Here is a 17,207-nt window from a genome sequence, read left to right on the forward strand (position 1 = left end):
CCACTCCATAAAGGTGGCGGTCGTCCAGCGAGGCGGCCATACACGATCAACTCGGACAGTCGGGAGGGCTCAGCGGTGGCGACCGGCAAGGACCGTCAAAAGCAGCTCGCACGAGAGCATTACGAACGTCAGCAGCAGGCTCGCGCCCAGCGGCAGCTTCGCGCGAAGCGCATGGCGATCATCGGCACGAGCGTGGGCGTGGTGATCGTGGTGGGCGCCATCTTCTCGGCGGTCGCGCTCCTAGGCGGCGGTGACACCAAGAGCGAGGCCGCCTCGGCGACGCCGTCGGCCTCCGCGCCCCCCTCGGCGCCCCCGTCCGCGGGACCCCAGCCCAAGCCGTACGACGCGGCGACCGACACGTGCGACTTCGTCGCCGACAGCGCCGGCGGCCCGGCCAAGGACGTGGGCCTGCCCCCGGCCAAGGCCGACACCGCGGCCAAGACGATGACGATCGCGACCAACCACGGCGACATCGTGGTGAGCCTCGCCACCGGCAAGGCGCCCTGCGCGGTCAGCTCGTTCGCCTATCTGGCCAAGAAGAAGTACTTCGACGGGTCCAAGTGTCACCGTCTGGGCCCGGCGAGCTTCCCCATGCTGCAGTGCGGCGACCCGCTGGCCAAGGCCGACGGCAAGAACCCCACCGACGGCCAGGGCGGCCCCGGGTACCGCTTCGCCGACGAGAACCTCAGCGGCGCCAAGTACACCCGCGGGGTGGTCGCGATGGCCAACAGCGGGGCCAACACCAATGGAAGCCAATTCTTCATCATCTTCGGTGACCTCCAACTGGCCCCGAACTACACGCCGTTCGGTACCGTCACAAAGGGGCTCAAAATCCTCGACGCTGTGAGCAAGAAGGGCGTCCTGCCCGGCGGGATGGGCGACGGCTCGGGTGCTCCCAAGGATCCGGTCGAAATCAAAAACGTGACAATCTCTGGCAAGAGCTGACGTAATACAACCAAGGACGTACAGCGTCCTGGAGGCTGATTCGAGTGCGGGAGGACACGGTGAGCACCGACCCGTGGGGCCGGGTAGACGACGACGGCACCGTCTACGTTCGTACGGCCGAGGGAGAACGGGCCGTCGGGTCCTGGCAGGCCGGTGAACCGGAAGAGGCCCTCGCCTACTTCCATCGCAAGTACGACGAGCTGGCGACCCAGGTGGAACTGCTGGAACAGCGGGTCCGGGGCACCGACCTGCCACCCGCACAGGCCGAGGCGACGATCGTCAAACTGCGGGAGTCCATCGCCGAGGCGCACGCCGTCGGCGACCTCGCGGCCCTGGAAGGCCGCCTCGAGGCGCTCACCGACCTGGTCGGCAAGCGCCGTGAGGAGGTACGGGCCGCCCGGGACCAGGCACGCGCCCAGTCCCGGGAGATCAAGGAACGCATCGTCGCCGAGGCCGAGCGCATCGCCGAGGACACCACCCACTGGAAGTCCGGCGGCGAGCGGCTGCGGCAGCTCGTCGAGGAGTGGAAGGCCGCCGAGCGCATCGACCGGGTCACCGAGGCGGCCCTGTGGAAGCGTCTCTCGGCCGCCCGCACGGCCTTCGCCAAGCGGCGCAAGTCCTACTTCGCCGGGCTGGACGAGCAGCGCGAGTCGGTGCGCAGCATCAAGGAGCGCATCGTCAGCGAGGCCGAGGCGCTGTCCGGTTCGAGCGACTGGGGCGAGACCGCCTCGGCCTACCGCGAGCTGATGCGGCGCTGGAAGACCGCCGGCCGGGCCTCCCGCGAGGCCGAGGACGACCTGTGGAACCGCTTCAAGGCCGCCCAGGACCAGTTCTTCCAGGCCCGCTCGGCGGTGTTCGCCGAGCGCGACGCCTCGCTGCGGGAGAACGCCGAGGCCAAGGAGGCCATCCTCGCCGACGCCGAGCGCATCATGCCGGTCACCGACGCGCGCGCCGCGCGGGCGGCCCTGCGGAGCGTGCTGGAGCGGTGGGAGTCGGTGGGCGCGGTGCCGCGCGAGATGCGCGACAAGCTGGAGGGCGGCCTGCGCCGGATCGACGAGGCCGTGCGCAAGGCCGAGGAGACCGAGTGGAAGCGGTCCAACCCCGAGGCACGCGCCCGGGCGCAGAACACCGTCGACCAGCTGCGCAGGTCCATCGAGCAGCTGGAGGGCCGCATGGCCAAGGCGACGGCCGCCGGCAAGGACAAGGACGTCAAGGAGGCCGAGGAGGCCATCGCCGCCCGCCGGTCGTGGCTGGAGGAGGCCGAGCGCACCCTGGCCGAGTTCTCCTGACCGGCCCGCGCCACGAGCGCCCTGCCGCGCGGGGGCGCGGCACGGGCGAACGCCCCCCGTCCCCGCGCCCCGGCCGATTCCGTGGTCCTGAGGACGGCCGATCCATGACGCGGCGGACGTCCAAGGCGCCCTGGATGTCTCGGGCGGTCGTCAGTTCGTGACGCGGTAGACGTCGTAGACGCCCTGAATGTTGCGGACGGCCTTCAGCACGTGGCCCAGGTGCTTGGGATCGCCCATCTCGAAGGTGAACTTGCTGACCGCCGTGCGGTCGCGTGAGGTGGTCACCGAGGCGGACAGGATGTTCACGTGCTGGTCGGACAGCATGCGCGTGACGTCCGACAGCAGGCGTGGCCGGTCGAGCGCCTCCACCTGGATGGCCACCAGGAACACCGAGTCGTCGCTCGGCGACCAGCTCACCTCGACCAGGCGGTCGGGCTCGGTCCTGAGCTGCTCGATGTTCGGGCAGTTGAGGCGGTGCACCGAGACGCCGTGGCCCCGGGTCACGAAGCCCACGATGTCGTCGCCGGGCACCGGCGTGCAGCAGCGCGACAGCCGCACCCACACGTCGGAGTCGCCCGCCACGATCACACCGGCGTTGGTGCCGGTGCGCGGCCGGCCGCGCAGCTTGGTGGGCACCGCCGCCTCGGCGATGTCCTCCTCGGCGCCCTCGACCCCCCCGAGCGACTGCACGAGCCGCTGCACGACCGCCTGAGCGGCCGTGTGACCCTCTCCGACGGCCGCGTACAGGGCGCTGACGTCGGGATAGCGCAGGTCCCTGGCGAGGGCCAGGAGGCTCTCTCCGGACATCAGGCGCTGCAGCGGGAGGCCCTGCTTGCGCATGGCCCGCCCGATGGCCTCCTTGCCGGCCTCGATCGCGGTCTCGCGGCGCTCCTTGGAGAACCACTGGCGGATCTTGTTGCGCGCCCGGCCGCTCTTGACGAACTTCAGCCAGTCACGCGAGGGCCCGGCGTCGGGCGACTTGGAGGTGAAGATCTCGACCGCGTCGCCGTTGCTCAGCCGCGACTCCAGCGGCACCAGGCGCCCGTTCACCCGGGCCCCGATGCACCGGTGGCCGACCTCGGTGTGCACGGCGTAGGCGAAGTCGACCGGGGTGGCGCCCTCGGGCAGCGCGATCACCTGGCCGCGCGGCGTGAAGACGAACACCTCCGACACCGACAGGTCGAAGCGGAGCGACTCCAGGAACTCGCCCGGGTCGGCGGTCTCCTTCTGCCAGTCCAGGAGCTGGCGCAGCCAGGCCATGTCGCCCGCCGACTTCACGCGGGCGCCGGCCGGGCCGGAGACGCCGATCTCCTCCTTGTACTTCCAGTGGGCCGCGACCCCGTACTCCGCGCGGTGGTGCATGGCGCGGGTGCGGATCTGCAGCTCCACCGGCTTGCCCTCGGGCCCGATCACCGTGGTGTGCAGCGACTGGTACATGTTGAACTTGGGCATCGCGATGTAGTCTTTGAACCGGCCGGGAACGGGGTTCCACCTGGCATGGATCGTTCCGAGCGCCGCATAGCAGTCGCGCACCGTGTCGACGAGCACCCGGATGCCCACCAGGTCGTAGATGTCGTCGAACGCCACCTCGCGCGCGATCATCTTCTGGTAGATCGAGTAGTAGTGCTTGGGCCTGCCCTTGACCGCCGCGCGGATCTTGGCCTCGCGCAGGTCGGCGGAGACCTTCTCGATGACCTCCTGCAGGAACAGGTCGCGGCGCGGGGCCCGCTCGGACACCATCCGGGCGATCTCGTCGTAGCGCTTGGGGTAGAGCATCCCGAACGCGAGATCCTCCAGCTCCCACTTGATGGTGTTCATGCCGAGCCGGTGGGCCAGCGGCGCGAAGATCTCCAGCGTCTCGCGGGCCTTCTGCTCCTGCTTGTGCCGGGGCAGGTAACGCAGGGTGCGCATGTTGTGCAGGCGGTCGGCGAGCTTGATGACCAGCACCCGGATGTCGCGGGACATGGCCACGACCATCTTGCGCACGGTCTCGGCCTGCGCGGCGTCCCCGAACTTGACCTTGTCGAGCTTGGTCACCCCGTCGACCAGCAGGGCGATGTTCTCCCCGAAGTCGGCGCTCAGCTCGTCCAGGCCGTAGGCGGTGTCCTCCACGGTGTCGTGCAGGAGGGCGGCGCACAGGGTCTCGTCGTCGGTGCCGAGCTCGGCCAGGATCGTCGCCACCGCGAGCGGGTGGGTGATGTAGGGGTCGCCGCTCTTCCGCTTCTGGTCGCGGTGATGGTAGGCCGCCACATCGTAGGCGCGCTCGATCACGCGCAGATCCGCCTTCGGGTGGGTGGCCCGGACCGTCTTGAACAGCGGTTCCAGAACCGGATTCATCGCGCCACCCCACTGCCCCCCGAACCGGGAAAGCCTGCGACGTGCGGCAGGCGCCGGTTTCTCGTCCGTGCCGGCGGACATGGCTAAACCCGTTTCGTCCGCGGGCGCGGAAACCGGCTCAGGGGTGTCGGTCACGTCGGGCAAGGCCACATCACGGGGCACTCAGACTCCTCACGTCGAGTCCAGATCCTCCAGTGTATCCACGCTGGGGACACCGACCTCGCGGGGAGTGGATCAGATGACCACCAGGGCACGCACATCGACGCCGTTCAGGCGGTTCCTGCCCTTGAGGAAGGCGAGCTCCATCAGCACGGAGACGCCGACGACGTCGGCACCGGCCCGGCTGACCAGTTCCACCGCCGCCTGGGCCGTGCCGCCCGTGGCGAGCACGTCGTCGACGATGAGCACGCGGTCGCCCGGAGCGAAGGCGTCGCGGTGAACTTCGATGACGGCGGAACCGTACTCCAGATCGTAGGACGCTTCGAGCGCCTCGGCAGGGAGTTTGCCCTTTTTACGGACGGGCACGAACCCGGCGCCCGACCGGTAGGCCACCGGGGCCGCCAGGATGAAGCCGCGCGCCTCAATGCCGACGATCTTGTCGACGTCCAGGTCCTCGGCGAGCGCGTCGATCACCGCGCGGAACGCGGCGGGATCCCCGAGCAGCGGGGTGATGTCCTTGAAGACGACACCCGGCCGGGGATAGTCGGGGACGTCCCTGATCCGGCCGAGGATCGTGGTGGTGAGGTCGGTCATGCGGGGGGGTCCCTTCCGGACGGCAGCGAAGCGCCCCCGTGATACCAGTGAGATCACAGGGGCGCCGCGCCGGATGCCTTGCTAGCGCTTCTTTCGCTTGCCTCCGGCCACCGCGCCGTTCGACGAGGCGGTGGCACCCGGGGAGGCGCCGGCGGAACCGGCCGCCGCCGGCTCCTTGCCCTTGCCGCCGGAACGGGGGGCGTCCTCGACCGCGGCCGTCTTCTTGTTGGTGGCGAGGCGCTTGGCGAGCGCGATGTACTTCGGCTCGCGCTCCTTGAGGCGCACGAGCAGCGGGGTCGCCACGCACAACGAGGAGTACGTGCCGACGATCATGCCGACGAACAGGGCGAGCGACAGGTCCTTCAGCGTGCCCGCGCCGAACAGCGTGGTGCCGATGAACAGGATCGCCGCCACGGGCAGGATCGCGACCAGCGAGGTGTTGAGCGATCGGATCAGGGTGTGGTTCAGGGCGTTGTTGGCGGCCTGCGTGTAGGTCATCTTGGCGGTCGTGCCGAGCTTGGCGGTGACCTCCTTGATCATGTCGAACACGACGACCGCGTCGTACAGCGAGTAGCCGAGGATCGTGAGGAAGCCCAGCATGGTCGCGGGCGTCACCTCGAAGCCCGACCAGGCGTACACGCCCGCGGTGATGACCAGGTCGTGGATCAGCGCGACCACCGCCGCCAGCGCCATCTTCCACTCGAAGGCCAGCGTGAGGTACAGGATGATCGCGATCATGAAGACGATCAGGCCGATGACGGCCTTGTTGAGGACCTCACCGCCCCAGGTGGCGCCGATGATCTGCTTGCTGACCTGGTCGCCAGGGACCTTGTACTTGTCGGAGATGACCTTCTGGACCCGGCTGACCTCGCTGACCGGCAGGCTCTCGGTCGTCACCCGCCAGCGCGGGCCGGCCTCCTGGACGATCACCTGGTGGACGCCGGCGCCCTCGACCGTGGACCGCACGTCCTGGATGGTGGAGGAGGTGGGCTTGCTGAAGCTGAAGACCGAGCCGCCCTTGAACTCGACGCCCAGGTTGAGGCCCTGGAACACCAGGCCCGCGATCGAGATCACCAGGAGAAAGCCGGACAGGCCGTACCAGAGCCTGTAGCGGCCGACGAAGTCGATGTCGACCTCGCCGCGGTACAGACGGCGCCCGATCACGCCGATGCGCGACATCAGCCCTCCTGCGTAATGGTCGTGCGGACGTCGGCCGGCTCACGGCTCATGCGCTCGGCGTCCAGGCCGGAGAGCTTGTGGCCCTTGGCGAAGAACGGCACCTTGGCCAGCGCGGCGACGAACGGCTTGGTGAACAGGAACACCACCATGATGTCGATCAGGGTGGTGAGCCCCATGGCGAACGCGAACCCGGCCACGCCGCCGACGGCCAGGAAGTACAGCACCAGCGCGGCGATGAACATGACCGCGTCCGCGATCAGGATCGTGCGCCGGGCCCGCACCCAGGCGACCTCGACGGCCACCCGCAGGGATCGCCTGCCTTCCTTCATCTCGTCGCGCATTCGCTCGAAGTAGACGATGAAGGAGTCGGCGGTGATGCCGATCGAGACGATCAGGCCGATGATGTGCGGCAGCGACAGGCGGAAGTTGGCGTTGTGACCCAGCAGCACGACGGCCTGGTAGGTCAGGATCGTCGCCACCCCGAGGCTCGCCACCGCCACCAGGCCGAGGCCGCGGTAGTACAGCAGGCTGTAGAACACCACGAGGATGAGGCCGATGCCGCCCGCGAGCAGGCCGCCCCTGAGCTGGTCGGCGCCCAGCGTGCCGGACACCTCCTCGATCGAGCTCTGCACGAACTTCAGCGGCAGCGCGCCGAACTTGAGCTCGTTCGCCAGGTCGGTGGAGGTCTTCTGGGTGAAGCTGCCGGAGATGCGGGCCTGGCCGCCGGGGATGGGCTCCTCGATCACGGGAGCGGAGATGACCACCCCGTCCAGCACCATGGCGAGCTGGTTGCGCGGCTGCGGCGCGCTGGTGATCTGCCCGGTGATCTTCGCGAACTGGCTGGCGCCCTGGCTCTTGAAGTTGACCGAGACGATCCACTCGCCGGTGGTGGAGTCGACGCCGGAGGTGGCACCGGAGACCTCGGTGCCCTTGACCGCGGCCTTCTCCAGCACGTACTTGGCGCCACCGTCGTCGCTGCAGGCGACGATCTGCTTGCCGGGGTCGTCCTGGACGCCGCGGCCCGGGTCCTTCTTGGTGCAGTCGAGGTTCTGGAACTGCGTGGCCACCGCGGGGTCGACGCCCGTGAGGTCGACTCCGGCGAGGGGGTCCTCGGCGGTGGGGGCGGACGGCTGCCCGCTCGGCTGGCCCGAGGGCGCCGAGGCGCTCGGCTCGGGGGTGGCGGCCTTGCCGCTCGGCTTGGCCGAGGCGCCCGAGGCCGACGCGGAGGGCGCCGGGGTCGGGGCGGTCAGCGCCGAGGACAGCGCCCGCCCGGCGGGCGTGCCGCTGGGCGCGGGCTTGGCCGTCGACGACGGTTCGGCGGTCGGCTTGGCGGAGCCCTTGCCCGTGGGCGACGGGCTCCCTGACGGCACGGGGGTGGCCGGGGCGGTCGGCAGCTTGCCCGGCGTGGCGTTGGCGGCGGCCACCGCGAGCACTTGACGGAACCGCAGCTCGGCCGTGGTACCGACGCTCTTGACGACCTCGTCGGTGCCAGCTCCGCCGACCGAGATGACGATGTTGTCACCGGACTTGGCGACGTCGGCGTCGGCCAGGCCGTGGCCGTTCACCCGTTCACGGATGATGTTGACGGCCAGGTCGAGGCTCTCCTGGGAGGGAGCGGCCCCGCTCTGCGTGACCGGTGACAGCGTCACCGTGGTGCCGCCGGCGAGGTCGAGCGCGTACTTCGGGACGAATGCCTTTTGCAGGAGCATCGTCGCGCCCATGGCGAGGATGAGCGCCAGGAGCGCCAGGAGCACGCGTCCCGGTCTGCTCTGGCTACTGGTCGATGGGGCCACTGGTGGTCAGTTCTTTCGTCAAGGGGTTTGCGGTGAGCCTACTCAGGACTTCGGATTGGTCGAGCCCTCGTCTCCCCTGCGCTCAGGGGCGTCTACCACCGTCTCGTCGGCGAGGGTCTCCCGCTCGACCTCTTCATTGTCCACCGTCTCGTCCTCGACCGGAGTCAGCACACGGCCGATCGCGGCCTTGGTCCACCGGGTCTGCACGCCGGGCGCGATCTCCAGGATGACGTCGTCGTCCTGGAGGGCGGCCACGGTCGCGAAAAGGCCGGTGGTGGTCATCACGCTGGTACCAGGCGTGAGATTGCTCTGCATCTGCGCCTGCTCCTGCTGCCGCTTGCGCTGCGGGCGGATGAGCAGGAAATAAAAGACCACGACCAGCAAGATCAGTGGCACGAACGATCCAAGGCCCTGCACGGGGCTTCCTTCCGGTAAGTACTGACCGGCCTGGCGCCGGATGTCTGGCGACGATCGGCACGGCCACACTCTGATCATGTCAGCGTACACAGCCAGCCAAGCCACGGAGTTTAGGCGAGCTTGTCAAAGCCCGGCAACGAACCCACGCTCCGGCACGCAGGAAAGTTCCCGTTGTCACCGATCTGTGACCAGCCGATACAGCAGGCTTGAAACTTTCGGACGTCGCGCTCCCCCGGGCCGGGCGCCCGCCGCCGGAGCAGGGCATACGGCCGCCCGAGTGGCCCGGACCAGGGACGACCGGGGGCCGTCGCGCGGAGGGTCCGGCGCGGTTCCCTGTCAAGGGTTCCTGTCAGAACCGCACCGGCGCCACCTGCCGGACGGGTTACCGGCGCCGACCGGGGCGATTTAGAAATTTCAGTGAATTGTCCGGATTTCCCGCCCGTGCCCGCCGGAACGGGCCGGGCGCCCGCCGCCGGTGCCCTCCCGATCTCACCCCGGCGGGACAATCCCGTTTGCCGCCTCAGGAGACAGGGTCCCGTCCGTGGGCTCAGGCGAAGTCGTCCTTCGTCGCCTCATGCCGGGGTCGTCGTCCGACGCCTCGGGCGCGGTCGTCGTCCGGCGCCTCAGGGGGCGGGGTCGTCGAACAGGGCAGGGTGGGTGATCGCGCCGAACGCCTGCGGCGGCGGGGTCAGCCCGAGGTGCAGCCAGGCGGACGCCGTCGCCACCCGCCCCCTCGGGGTGCGGGCCAGCAGGCCCTGGCGGACCAGGAACGGCTCGGCGACGACCTCGACGGTCTCGGGCTCCTCCCCCACGGCCACCGCCAGGGTGGACAACCCGACCGGGCCGCCGCCGAACTTGCGCAGCAGGGCGCCCAGCACGGCGCGGTCGAGCCGGTCGAGCCCCTCGGCGTCGACCTCGTACAGGTTGAGCGCGGCGGAGGCGATGTCGCGGGTGATGACGCCGTCGGTGCGGACCTCGGCGAAGTCGCGGACCCGCCTGAGCAGGCGGTTGGCGATGCGGGGCGTGCCGCGCGACCGCCGGGCGATCTCGTGGCCGCCCTCCTCGGGCAGGTCGAGGGACAGCAGCCGCGACGAGCGGCGCAGCACCTGCTCCAGTTCCTCGACGTCGTAGAAGTCCATGTGGGCGACGAAGCCGAACCGGTCGCGCAGCGGCGCGGGCAGCAGGCCCGCGCGGGTCGTGGCCCCCACGAGCGTGAACGGCGCGATCTCCAGCGGGATGGCGGTGGCGCCCGGGCCCTTGCCGACGATGATGTCGACCCGGAAGTCCTCCATGGCCAGGTAGAGCATCTCCTCGGCGGGACGGGCCATGCGGTGGATCTCGTCGATGAACAGGACCTCGCCCTCGGAGAGGGTCGACAGGATCGCCGCCAGGTCCCCCGCCCGTTCCAGGGCGGGCCCGGAGGTCAGCCGGAGCGGCATCGCCAGCTCGGCCGCGATGATCATCGCGAGGGTGGTCTTGCCCAGGCCGGGCGAGCCGCTCATCAGCACGTGGTCCGGCGGCCGGCCCCGGCGGACCGCGCTTTCGAGCACCAGGGAGAGCTGCTCGCGCACCCGGCCCTGGCCGATGAACTCGCTCAGCCGCTTGGGCCGCAGCGCCGACTCGATCGCCTGCTCGTCGCCTTCGGCGTCCGGCGACACCAGATCCCTCTCCACGGCTGGTCAGCGCCCCTATCGCACGCTCAGGGCCCGCAGGGCCGCCTTCAGCAGGGCCGCCACCGCGGGCGTGCGTCCCGCGGCGAGCTCCGCGTCGGCCTCGGGGGAGACGACCGCGATGGCCTCGTCGGCGTCCTTGGCGGAGTATCCGAGGCCGACCAGGCCGGAATGGACCTGTTCGCGCCAGGCCGGCTTCTTGGCCTGCCCGTTGAGCGCGGCGGCCAGGGCCGCGTCGGGCGTGCCGAGCTTGTCCTTCAGCTCCAGGATGATGCGCTGGGCGCCCTTCTGCCCGATGCCGGGGACCAGGGTGAGGGCCTTGACGTCGGCGCTCGCGACCGCGACCCGCAGGGCGTTCGGCGTGTGGACCGCGATCATGGCCAGCGCGAGCCTCGGGCCGACGCCCGAGGCGGTCTGTACCAGCTCGAACACCACGCGCTCGTCGTCGGTGCCGAAGCCGAACAGCGTGAGCGAGTCCTCGCGTACCACAAGGGAGGTGGCCAGCCGGGCGTCCTCGCCGACGCGGAGCGTCGCGAGGGTGCCGGGGGTGCAGTGGACCAGGACGCCGACGCCGCCGACCTCCACCACCGCGGAGTCGGGGGCGATCGCGGCGACGCGCCCGGCGACCGAGGCGATCACAGGCCCGTCCCCCGCACGGTCGCGGCGCGGCCGGTGCCCGGCGGCACGGCGGCGCGGGAGGCGCCCGGCGCACCGCGCGTGCCCGGGACGGCGGGCGGGCGGGCGGCCTTGGCCTTGGCGACGGCCTCGGCGAGGCGGTTCTGCGTGCCGCCGCGCCAGATGTGGCAGATGGCGAGGGCGAGGGCGTCGGCGGCGTCGGCGGGCTTGGGCATGGCGTCGAGCCGGAGCAGGCGGGTCACCATGGCGCCGACCTGGGCCTTGTCGGCGTTGCCGTAACCGGTGATCGCGGCCTTGACCTCGGAGGGGGTGTGCAGGGCGACGGGCAGCCCTCTGCGCGCGGCGCAGACGATCGCGACGGCGGAGGCCTGGGCGGTGCCCATGACGGTGCGCAGGTTGCTCTGGCTGAAGACCCGCTCGACCGCGACGGCGTCGGGCCGGATCTCGTCGAGCCAGGCCTCGATCTCGGCCTCGATCGCGACCAGGCGCGGGCCGATGTCCTCGCCGGCGGGGCTGCGCGCGACGCCCACCTTGACCAGCGAGAGCGCGCCCCCCGCCCGTCCCTCGACGGCACCGAGACCACAGCGGGTCAGCCCGGGGTCGACCCCCATCACCCGCAGCAGCGGTAGCCGCACCGGCACGCCTCCCCAGAACGCCGAACACCTGTTCGGCCCCGAACTCTACCCCGGCCGCCCCGGCGGCGCACCACCAACACGCCACCCGCACCGCCCGGCGCCGTACGCCGTATGGAGATCGCGGCCGGCGCCCCGGGAGGGTCAGAAGTAGTCGAGCATGTAGGGCTTGGCGGCGAAGGCGGCGCCGAGCAGGTCGTCTGTCTCGGGGGCACCGGCCGTGAGCAGGCCCGCGCGCCGCAGGGCGGCCGGCCGGACGCCGGCGAACAGGGCCGACAGGCCGCCGATGGTGAGGCGGGAGGCCTCCTCCCCGGCGGGGACCTCGGCGGGGGCGGCCTCGCCCCGGCCTTCGGAGACGGAAAGGCGCCAGGCGCCGGAGTTGGCGGGACGCTGCGGGTCGTCCACCTCGAGGAGGGTGTCCACCGCGACCCCGGCCGGGTAGCCGCGCCCGCCGATCGCGGAGGGAAGGTCGACCACGCGCAGCATCCAGCTCGACTTGCGCAGCGCGTCGGTGGACCGCTCGCGCAGCAGCCACAGCACCGGGTCGTCGGGTTCGATGGTGGCGGTCACCGTGGTGGCGATGGAGGAGGAGGTGCCGACGAGCGACCACAGCGCCCTGGCGGTCGCCTCGGAGCCGGCCACCAGGTTGTCCACGTCGATGTCGTCGCCGTCCCAGCGGTACATGACGTAGCCGTCGTCGGCGAGGTAGGCGAAGTCGTCCTCGTCGTCGAGCCACAGACGGGTCGTCGGCTCGTCCCACCCCATCGGCCCGGAGGCGCGCGAGGCGGTGTGGACACGCGCGAGGACGGCGCGCAGCTCGGCGGCGTCGCCGGGCCCCATGCGCCGCAGCTTGACCCCGCCGTCGCGGTCGGCGAGCGTGCGCAGGCCCTCGGCGGGCAGCGTGACGCGGTTGCGGGCTCCGGCGTGCTCCCAGCCGAGGCTCCGGTACAGCGGGGTGGTCGCGGGGTACAGCGCCGACAGGGCGTGGCCGAGGCCGGCGCAGCGCTCCAGCACCTCGCGCATGATCAGGCGCCCGAGGCCGCGTCCCCGGTCCTCGGGGGCGACGGTGACGCTGGCGACGCCGCCCATGGACACCGGGCGGCCGTGCCACCACTGCTCGAAGTCGTGGATCCTGGCCGTCGCGACCAGGCGCCCGCCGTCGACGACGCCCAGGTAGCGCCCCTCGGCCATCGCGTGCGTGACCATCGCCCGCCAGGGCTCCACGCTGTCGGCGGGGATGAGGCCGAAGGCACGCTTGCGGCTGTCGAGTACGGCGTCGAGGTCGCCTGTGGTCAGCTCACGGATCTCCACAACCGCCCAACCTATGGCGGCGCCCCGTACCAGGTCGAATCGTTTTCGCCGCGCGCCCGGCCCTTCACCGGGGCCGGGCGGCGGGAGGCGGGACGGCTAGTCGAGCTTGGCCAGGACGTCGTCGGAGACGTCGAAGTTGGCGTAGACGTTCTGGACGTCGTCGCTGTCCTCCAGGGCGTCGATCAGGCGGAACACCTTGCGCGCCGAGTCCTCGTCGAGGGGGACGCTCAGCGTGGGCAGGAAGCCGCTCTCCGCCGAGTCGTAGTCGATGCCGGCGTCCTGCAGGGCCTTGCGCACCGGGACCAGGTCGCCGGCCTCGGAGACGACCTCGAAGGACTCGCCCAGGTCGTTGACCTCCTCGGCGCCGGCGTCCAGGACGGCGGTCAGCACGTCGTCCTCGCCCAGGGCACCCTTGGGGACGATCACGACGCCCTTGCGGTTGAACATGTACGACACCGAGCCGGGGTCGGCCATCGAGCCGCCGTTGCGCGTCATGGCCACGCGCACCTCCGAGGCCGCGCGGTTGCGGTTGTCGGTGAGGCACTCGACCAGGACCGCGACGCCGCCCGGCGCGTAGCCCTCGTACATGATGGTCTGCCAGTCGGCGCCGCCGGCCTCCAGGCCGCCGCCGCGCTTGCGGGCCCGTTCGATGTTGTCGACGGGCACCGAGCTCTTGCGCGCCTTCTGGATGGCGTCGTAGAGGGTGGGGTTGCCGTCGGGGTCAGGACCGCCGGTCCGGGCCGCCACCTCGATGTTCTTGATGAGCTTGGCGAAAAGCTTGCCGCGCTTGGCGTCGACCACGGCCTTCTTGTGCTTCGTCGTCGCCCATTTGGAGTGGCCGGACATCGGCTAGAGCTCCCTCACCATCTCGACAAAATACGAATGAACCCGCGTGTCCCCGGTCAGCTCGGGGTGGAAGGACGTCGCGAGCAGAGGTCCCTGCCGGACCGCGACGATCCTATCTCCCGGCTCGGCCAGTCCCAGCACCTCGACATCCGCGCCGACGGACTCGACCCAGGGGGCCCGGATGAAGACGGCGCGCATGGGACCGCGTCCCGCGAAGTCCAAGGATGCCTCAAAAGAGTCGACCTGGCGGCCGAAGGCGTTGCGGCGCACCACCATGTCGATGCCGCCGAGCGTCTGCTGCCCCTCGACGCCGCCCTCGATGCGGTCGGCCAGCATGATCATCCCGGCGCAGGACCCGTAGGCCGGCATGCCGGACTTCACGCGCATGCGCAGCGGTTCGAGCAGCTCGAAGGCCTCGGCGAGCTTCCAGATGGTGGTCGACTCGCCTCCCGGGACGACCAGCGCGTCCACGGCCTCCAGCTCCGCCGGGCGGCGGACCGTGACCGCGCGAGCGCCGGTGGCCTGGAGGGAGCGGACGTGTTCTCGCACGTCGCCCTGCAGGGCGAGCACGCCGATCGTCGGTGCGGACGTCACCCGGTGTTCCTCTCGATCACTGCTCGGATGCCACGGCGCCACGGCGCGGCGCGGCGCCTCCAGGCCCCCGTGGGCACATACGTGCCAAAAGCCTATGGCCATGGGAACAACGCCCCAAACGACCCTCGGCTTCCCGTGCGGACGGCGCCGGTCAGGTCTTGCGGAGCAGGCCGGGGAGGCGGTCGGCGACGACGAAGGTGGCCGCGGTCAGCACGGGGGCGCCCGGCGTGCTGACGTAGTGCAGGATCTTGAAGCTGGCGGTGAGCGAGGTGGGCTCCACCTTGATCATGAGGTAGCCGCGGCGCCTCAGGTGGAAGCGCAGGTGGGGGTTCTTGGCGATGAGGGAGTCCCTGGCCCGGTCGGCGTCGTGCCCGTTGCCGCCGCTGGAGACCGAGGTGACGGCGAACTCGGTGCCCACCAGGCGCGCGGAGGCGTCGTCGTAGTCCAGGGCGAGGTCGCCGGCCCAGTGGGAGTGCACGTCGCCGGTGAGCACGATGGTGTTGCGCACCCCCGCCTCGACCCAGCCGCGGGTGACCCTGGTCCGCGAGCCGGAGTAGCCGTCCCAGGCGTCCTGCCTGACGACGTTCTCGCCGGGGTGCTTGTCGCGGCGGCCGAAGAAGACCTGCTGGCCGATGATGTCCCACATCGCCTTGGACTCGCGGAACCCGGCCAGCAGCCACCGCTCCTGCTCGGCGCCGGTGATCGACCGGGCCGGGTCCAGGGACTCGGGGCACGCGGAGAAGCCGGCGCCGCAGGTCGCCTGGTCGCGGTACTGCCGGGTGTCCAGCAGGTGCAGGGTCGCGAGGCTCCCCCACCGCAGGCGCCGGAAGAGCCGGATGGCCGGGCCGTTGGGCACGGCGGTACGGCGCAGCGGCATGTGCTCGTAGTAGGCGCGGAACGCGGCCTCGCGCCGGGGGGCGGGCAGCAGGCCCATCCAGTTGTTGCGCACCTCATGGTCGTCCATGATCGGCACCCAGGGCGCGATCGCGTGGGCCGCCCGCAGGTCCGGGTCGGTCTTGTAGAGCGCGTGCCTGCGCCGGTAGCCGGTGAGCGTCGTGGCCTCGGGTCCTTCGTGCTCGCGCACGTTGCCGCCGGGGCACTGCCGCTCGCCCTTGCCGTACTCGTAGATGTAGTCGCCCAGGTGCAGGATCAGGTCGGGGCGTTCCTCGGCCATCCGGGTGTAGGCGGTGAAGTAGCCGTGCTGGTAGTTGGCGCACGAGGTCACGGCGAGGGTGAGCGCCCTGGCCAGGGTGCCGGGCGCGGGGGCGGTCAGCGCCCGCCCGATCGGCGAGACGTACGGGCCGGCCTTGAAGCGGTACCAGTACTCGCGGCCGGGGTCGAGGCCGGCGACCTCGGCGTGCACGCTGTGCGCCCAGTCGCGCACGGCCTCCTCGGTGCCCCGGCGCACGATCTTCGCGCAGGCGGCGTCGGTGGCGATCTCCCAGTAGACGGGCACGGGCGCGGGCGGCATGCCCCCGAAACCGTCCTCGGCGAGGGGCACGGGGGCCAGGCGGGTCCACATGACGAAGCCGTCGGGGGCGGGGTCCCCGCAGGCGACGCCCAGGGTGAAGGGGTCGCCGAAGGGGACACGCAGGGGTGGCACCCCCGATGCCAGCCCCATCACGAGGAACGATCGCCTGTCGAGCACAAGACGATCATCAACTATCCACAGCAAACACCGGGTATAAGGACACCCAGGTCAGAGGGGATATTTCCGGACGATCAGCACCAGGTCCTCCCGATACGCACGGATCGCGGCACCGGGCGGGCGTCCGGACGGCGCCGGGAACGGCACCCGTACGGCACCGCGCCGGGCTACCAGCCCCGGTTGGCCAGGCGCTCGGAGTCGGGCAGGGTGGCGACGTTGATGCCGACCATGGCCTCGCCCAGGCCGCGCGACACCTTGGCGATCACGTCGGGGTCGTCGTAGAAGGTGGTGGCCTTCACGATCGCGGCCGCGCGCTTGGCCGGGTCGCCGGACTTGAAGATGCCGGAGCCGACGAACACGCCCTCGGCGCCGAGCTGCATCATCATCGCGGCGTCGGCCGGGGTGGCGATGCCGCCGGCGGTGAACAGCACGACGGGCAGCTTCCCGGTCTTGGCGATCTCGGCGACCAGCTCGTAGGGGGCCTGCAGCTCCTTGGCGGCGGCGTACAGCTCGGCCTCGTCGAGGGAGGCCAGGCGCTTGATGTCGCCGCGGATCCGCCGCATGTGGCGGGTGGCCTCCACGACGTTGCCGGTGCCGGCCTCGCCCTTGGAGCGGATCATCGCGGCGCCTTCGGTGATGCGGCGCAGGGCCTCGCCGAGGTTGGTCGCCCCGCAGACGAAGGGCACCGTGAAGGCCCATTTGTCGATGTGGTTGGCCTCGTCGGCGGGGGTGAGCACCTCGGACTCGTCGACGTAGTCGACGCCGATGGCCTGGAGCACCTGCGCCTCGACGAGGTGGCCGATGCGGGCCTTGGCCATCACCGGGATCGACACGCCGGCGATGATCCCGTCGATCATGTCGGGGTCGCTCATGCGCGACACGCCGCCCTCGGCGCGGATGTCGGCGGGCACCCGCTCCAGGGCCATGACGGCGACCGCGCCGGCGTCCTCAGCGATCTTGGCCTGCTCGGGGGTGACGACGTCCATGATGACGCCGCCCTTGAGCATCTCGGCCATGCCGCGCTTCACTCGGGCGGTGCCGGTGACGGCGGTGTCGGTGATTTCGGGGGTGCTGGACACGGTCTTTCCTCACGGCGCGACGATGGGTTCGCGTCCCATGTTAGGCGCTGATCAGCATGCCCCGACGGTCCGGATCGT

At 71.0% G+C, this 17,207-nt stretch carries 15 protein-coding genes; 2 read left to right on the forward strand and 13 right to left on the reverse strand.

Annotated features, from left to right (window positions below; all coding sequences use genetic code 11):
* The first annotated feature begins 75 nt into the window (after positions 1-75).
* The gene (locus NYZ98_RS16885) at positions 76-945 is read left to right on the forward strand and encodes a peptidylprolyl isomerase (protein ID WP_262843738.1); all 870 of its coding nucleotides are present in this window, start codon (positions 76-78) and stop codon (positions 943-945) included.
* A gap of 59 nt (positions 946-1,004) precedes the next feature.
* The gene (locus tag NYZ98_RS16890) at positions 1,005-2,234 is read left to right on the forward strand and encodes a DUF349 domain-containing protein (protein WP_262843739.1); all 1,230 of its coding nucleotides are present in this window, start codon (positions 1,005-1,007) and stop codon (positions 2,232-2,234) included.
* Positions 2,235-2,384: 150 nt separating this feature from the next.
* On the opposite strand, the gene NYZ98_RS16895 is transcribed toward NYZ98_RS16890, so the two are convergent.
* The 13 genes from NYZ98_RS16895 to pdxS all read right to left on the reverse strand — a co-directional run bounded on the left by NYZ98_RS16895 (position 2,385) and on the right by pdxS (position 17,129).
* Complete coding sequence (locus NYZ98_RS16895) at positions 2,385-4,571, reverse strand: RelA/SpoT family protein (protein ID WP_262843740.1); 2,187 nt, start codon at positions 4,569-4,571, stop codon at positions 2,385-2,387.
* 234 nt (positions 4,572-4,805) lie between these two features.
* Positions 4,806-5,324: an adenine phosphoribosyltransferase gene (locus tag NYZ98_RS16900; RefSeq protein WP_262843741.1), complete on the reverse strand. Its 519-nt coding sequence runs from the start codon at positions 5,322-5,324 to the stop codon at positions 4,806-4,808.
* An 81-nt stretch (positions 5,325-5,405) separates the two neighbouring features.
* Positions 5,406-6,503 (reverse strand): protein translocase subunit SecF, encoded by a 1,098-nt coding sequence (gene secF / locus NYZ98_RS16905; RefSeq protein WP_262843742.1) that lies wholly within the window; start codon positions 6,501-6,503, stop codon positions 5,406-5,408.
* Positions 6,503-8,257 carry a protein translocase subunit SecD gene (gene secD, locus NYZ98_RS16910; protein ID WP_316249574.1) on the reverse strand — a complete coding sequence of 585 codons (1,755 nt, stop codon included), beginning with the start codon at positions 8,255-8,257 and terminating at the stop codon, positions 6,503-6,505. The genes secF and secD overlap by 1 nt, the downstream gene beginning before the upstream one ends.
* A gap of 81 nt (positions 8,258-8,338) precedes the next feature.
* Entirely contained in the window at positions 8,339-8,692 is a 354-nt protein-coding gene (yajC, locus tag NYZ98_RS16915) for a preprotein translocase subunit YajC (RefSeq protein ID WP_262843743.1), read from the reverse strand.
* A gap of 644 nt (positions 8,693-9,336) precedes the next feature.
* Entirely contained in the window at positions 9,337-10,386 is a 1,050-nt protein-coding gene (gene ruvB, locus NYZ98_RS16920) for a Holliday junction branch migration DNA helicase RuvB (RefSeq protein WP_262843744.1), read from the reverse strand.
* A gap of 15 nt (positions 10,387-10,401) precedes the next feature.
* The gene (ruvA, locus tag NYZ98_RS16925; RefSeq protein WP_262843745.1) at positions 10,402-11,022 is read right to left on the reverse strand and encodes a Holliday junction branch migration protein RuvA; all 621 of its coding nucleotides are present in this window, start codon (positions 11,020-11,022) and stop codon (positions 10,402-10,404) included.
* Positions 11,019-11,639 (reverse strand): crossover junction endodeoxyribonuclease RuvC, encoded by a 621-nt coding sequence (gene ruvC / locus NYZ98_RS16930; protein ID WP_262843797.1) that lies wholly within the window; start codon positions 11,637-11,639, stop codon positions 11,019-11,021. Before ruvC ends, ruvA begins: the two co-directional genes overlap by 4 nt.
* A 156-nt stretch (positions 11,640-11,795) precedes the next feature.
* On the reverse strand, positions 11,796-12,962 hold the full coding sequence (locus NYZ98_RS16935) for a GNAT family N-acetyltransferase (protein ID WP_262843746.1): 1,167 nt from the start codon (positions 12,960-12,962) through the stop codon (positions 11,796-11,798).
* Between the two features lie 96 nt (positions 12,963-13,058).
* The gene (locus NYZ98_RS16940) at positions 13,059-13,808 is read right to left on the reverse strand and encodes a YebC/PmpR family DNA-binding transcriptional regulator (protein WP_262843747.1); all 750 of its coding nucleotides are present in this window, start codon (positions 13,806-13,808) and stop codon (positions 13,059-13,061) included.
* A 3-nt stretch (positions 13,809-13,811) separates the two neighbouring features.
* The gene (gene pdxT / locus NYZ98_RS16945; protein ID WP_262843748.1) at positions 13,812-14,402 is read right to left on the reverse strand and encodes a pyridoxal 5'-phosphate synthase glutaminase subunit PdxT; all 591 of its coding nucleotides are present in this window, start codon (positions 14,400-14,402) and stop codon (positions 13,812-13,814) included.
* A 151-nt stretch (positions 14,403-14,553) separates the two neighbouring features.
* Positions 14,554-16,050: an alkaline phosphatase D family protein gene (locus tag NYZ98_RS16950; RefSeq protein ID WP_262843749.1), complete on the reverse strand. Its 1,497-nt coding sequence runs from the start codon at positions 16,048-16,050 to the stop codon at positions 14,554-14,556.
* A gap of 167 nt (positions 16,051-16,217) precedes the next feature.
* A complete protein-coding gene (pdxS, locus tag NYZ98_RS16955; protein ID WP_316249575.1) occupies positions 16,218-17,129 on the reverse strand; it encodes a pyridoxal 5'-phosphate synthase lyase subunit PdxS in 912 nt (303 codons plus the stop codon).
* Between the last annotated feature and the right edge of the window lie 78 nt (positions 17,130-17,207).

This window comes from Sphaerisporangium corydalis, from assembly GCF_025506355.1.
GTDB lineage: Bacteria > Actinomycetota > Actinomycetes > Streptosporangiales > Streptosporangiaceae > Sphaerisporangium > Sphaerisporangium corydalis.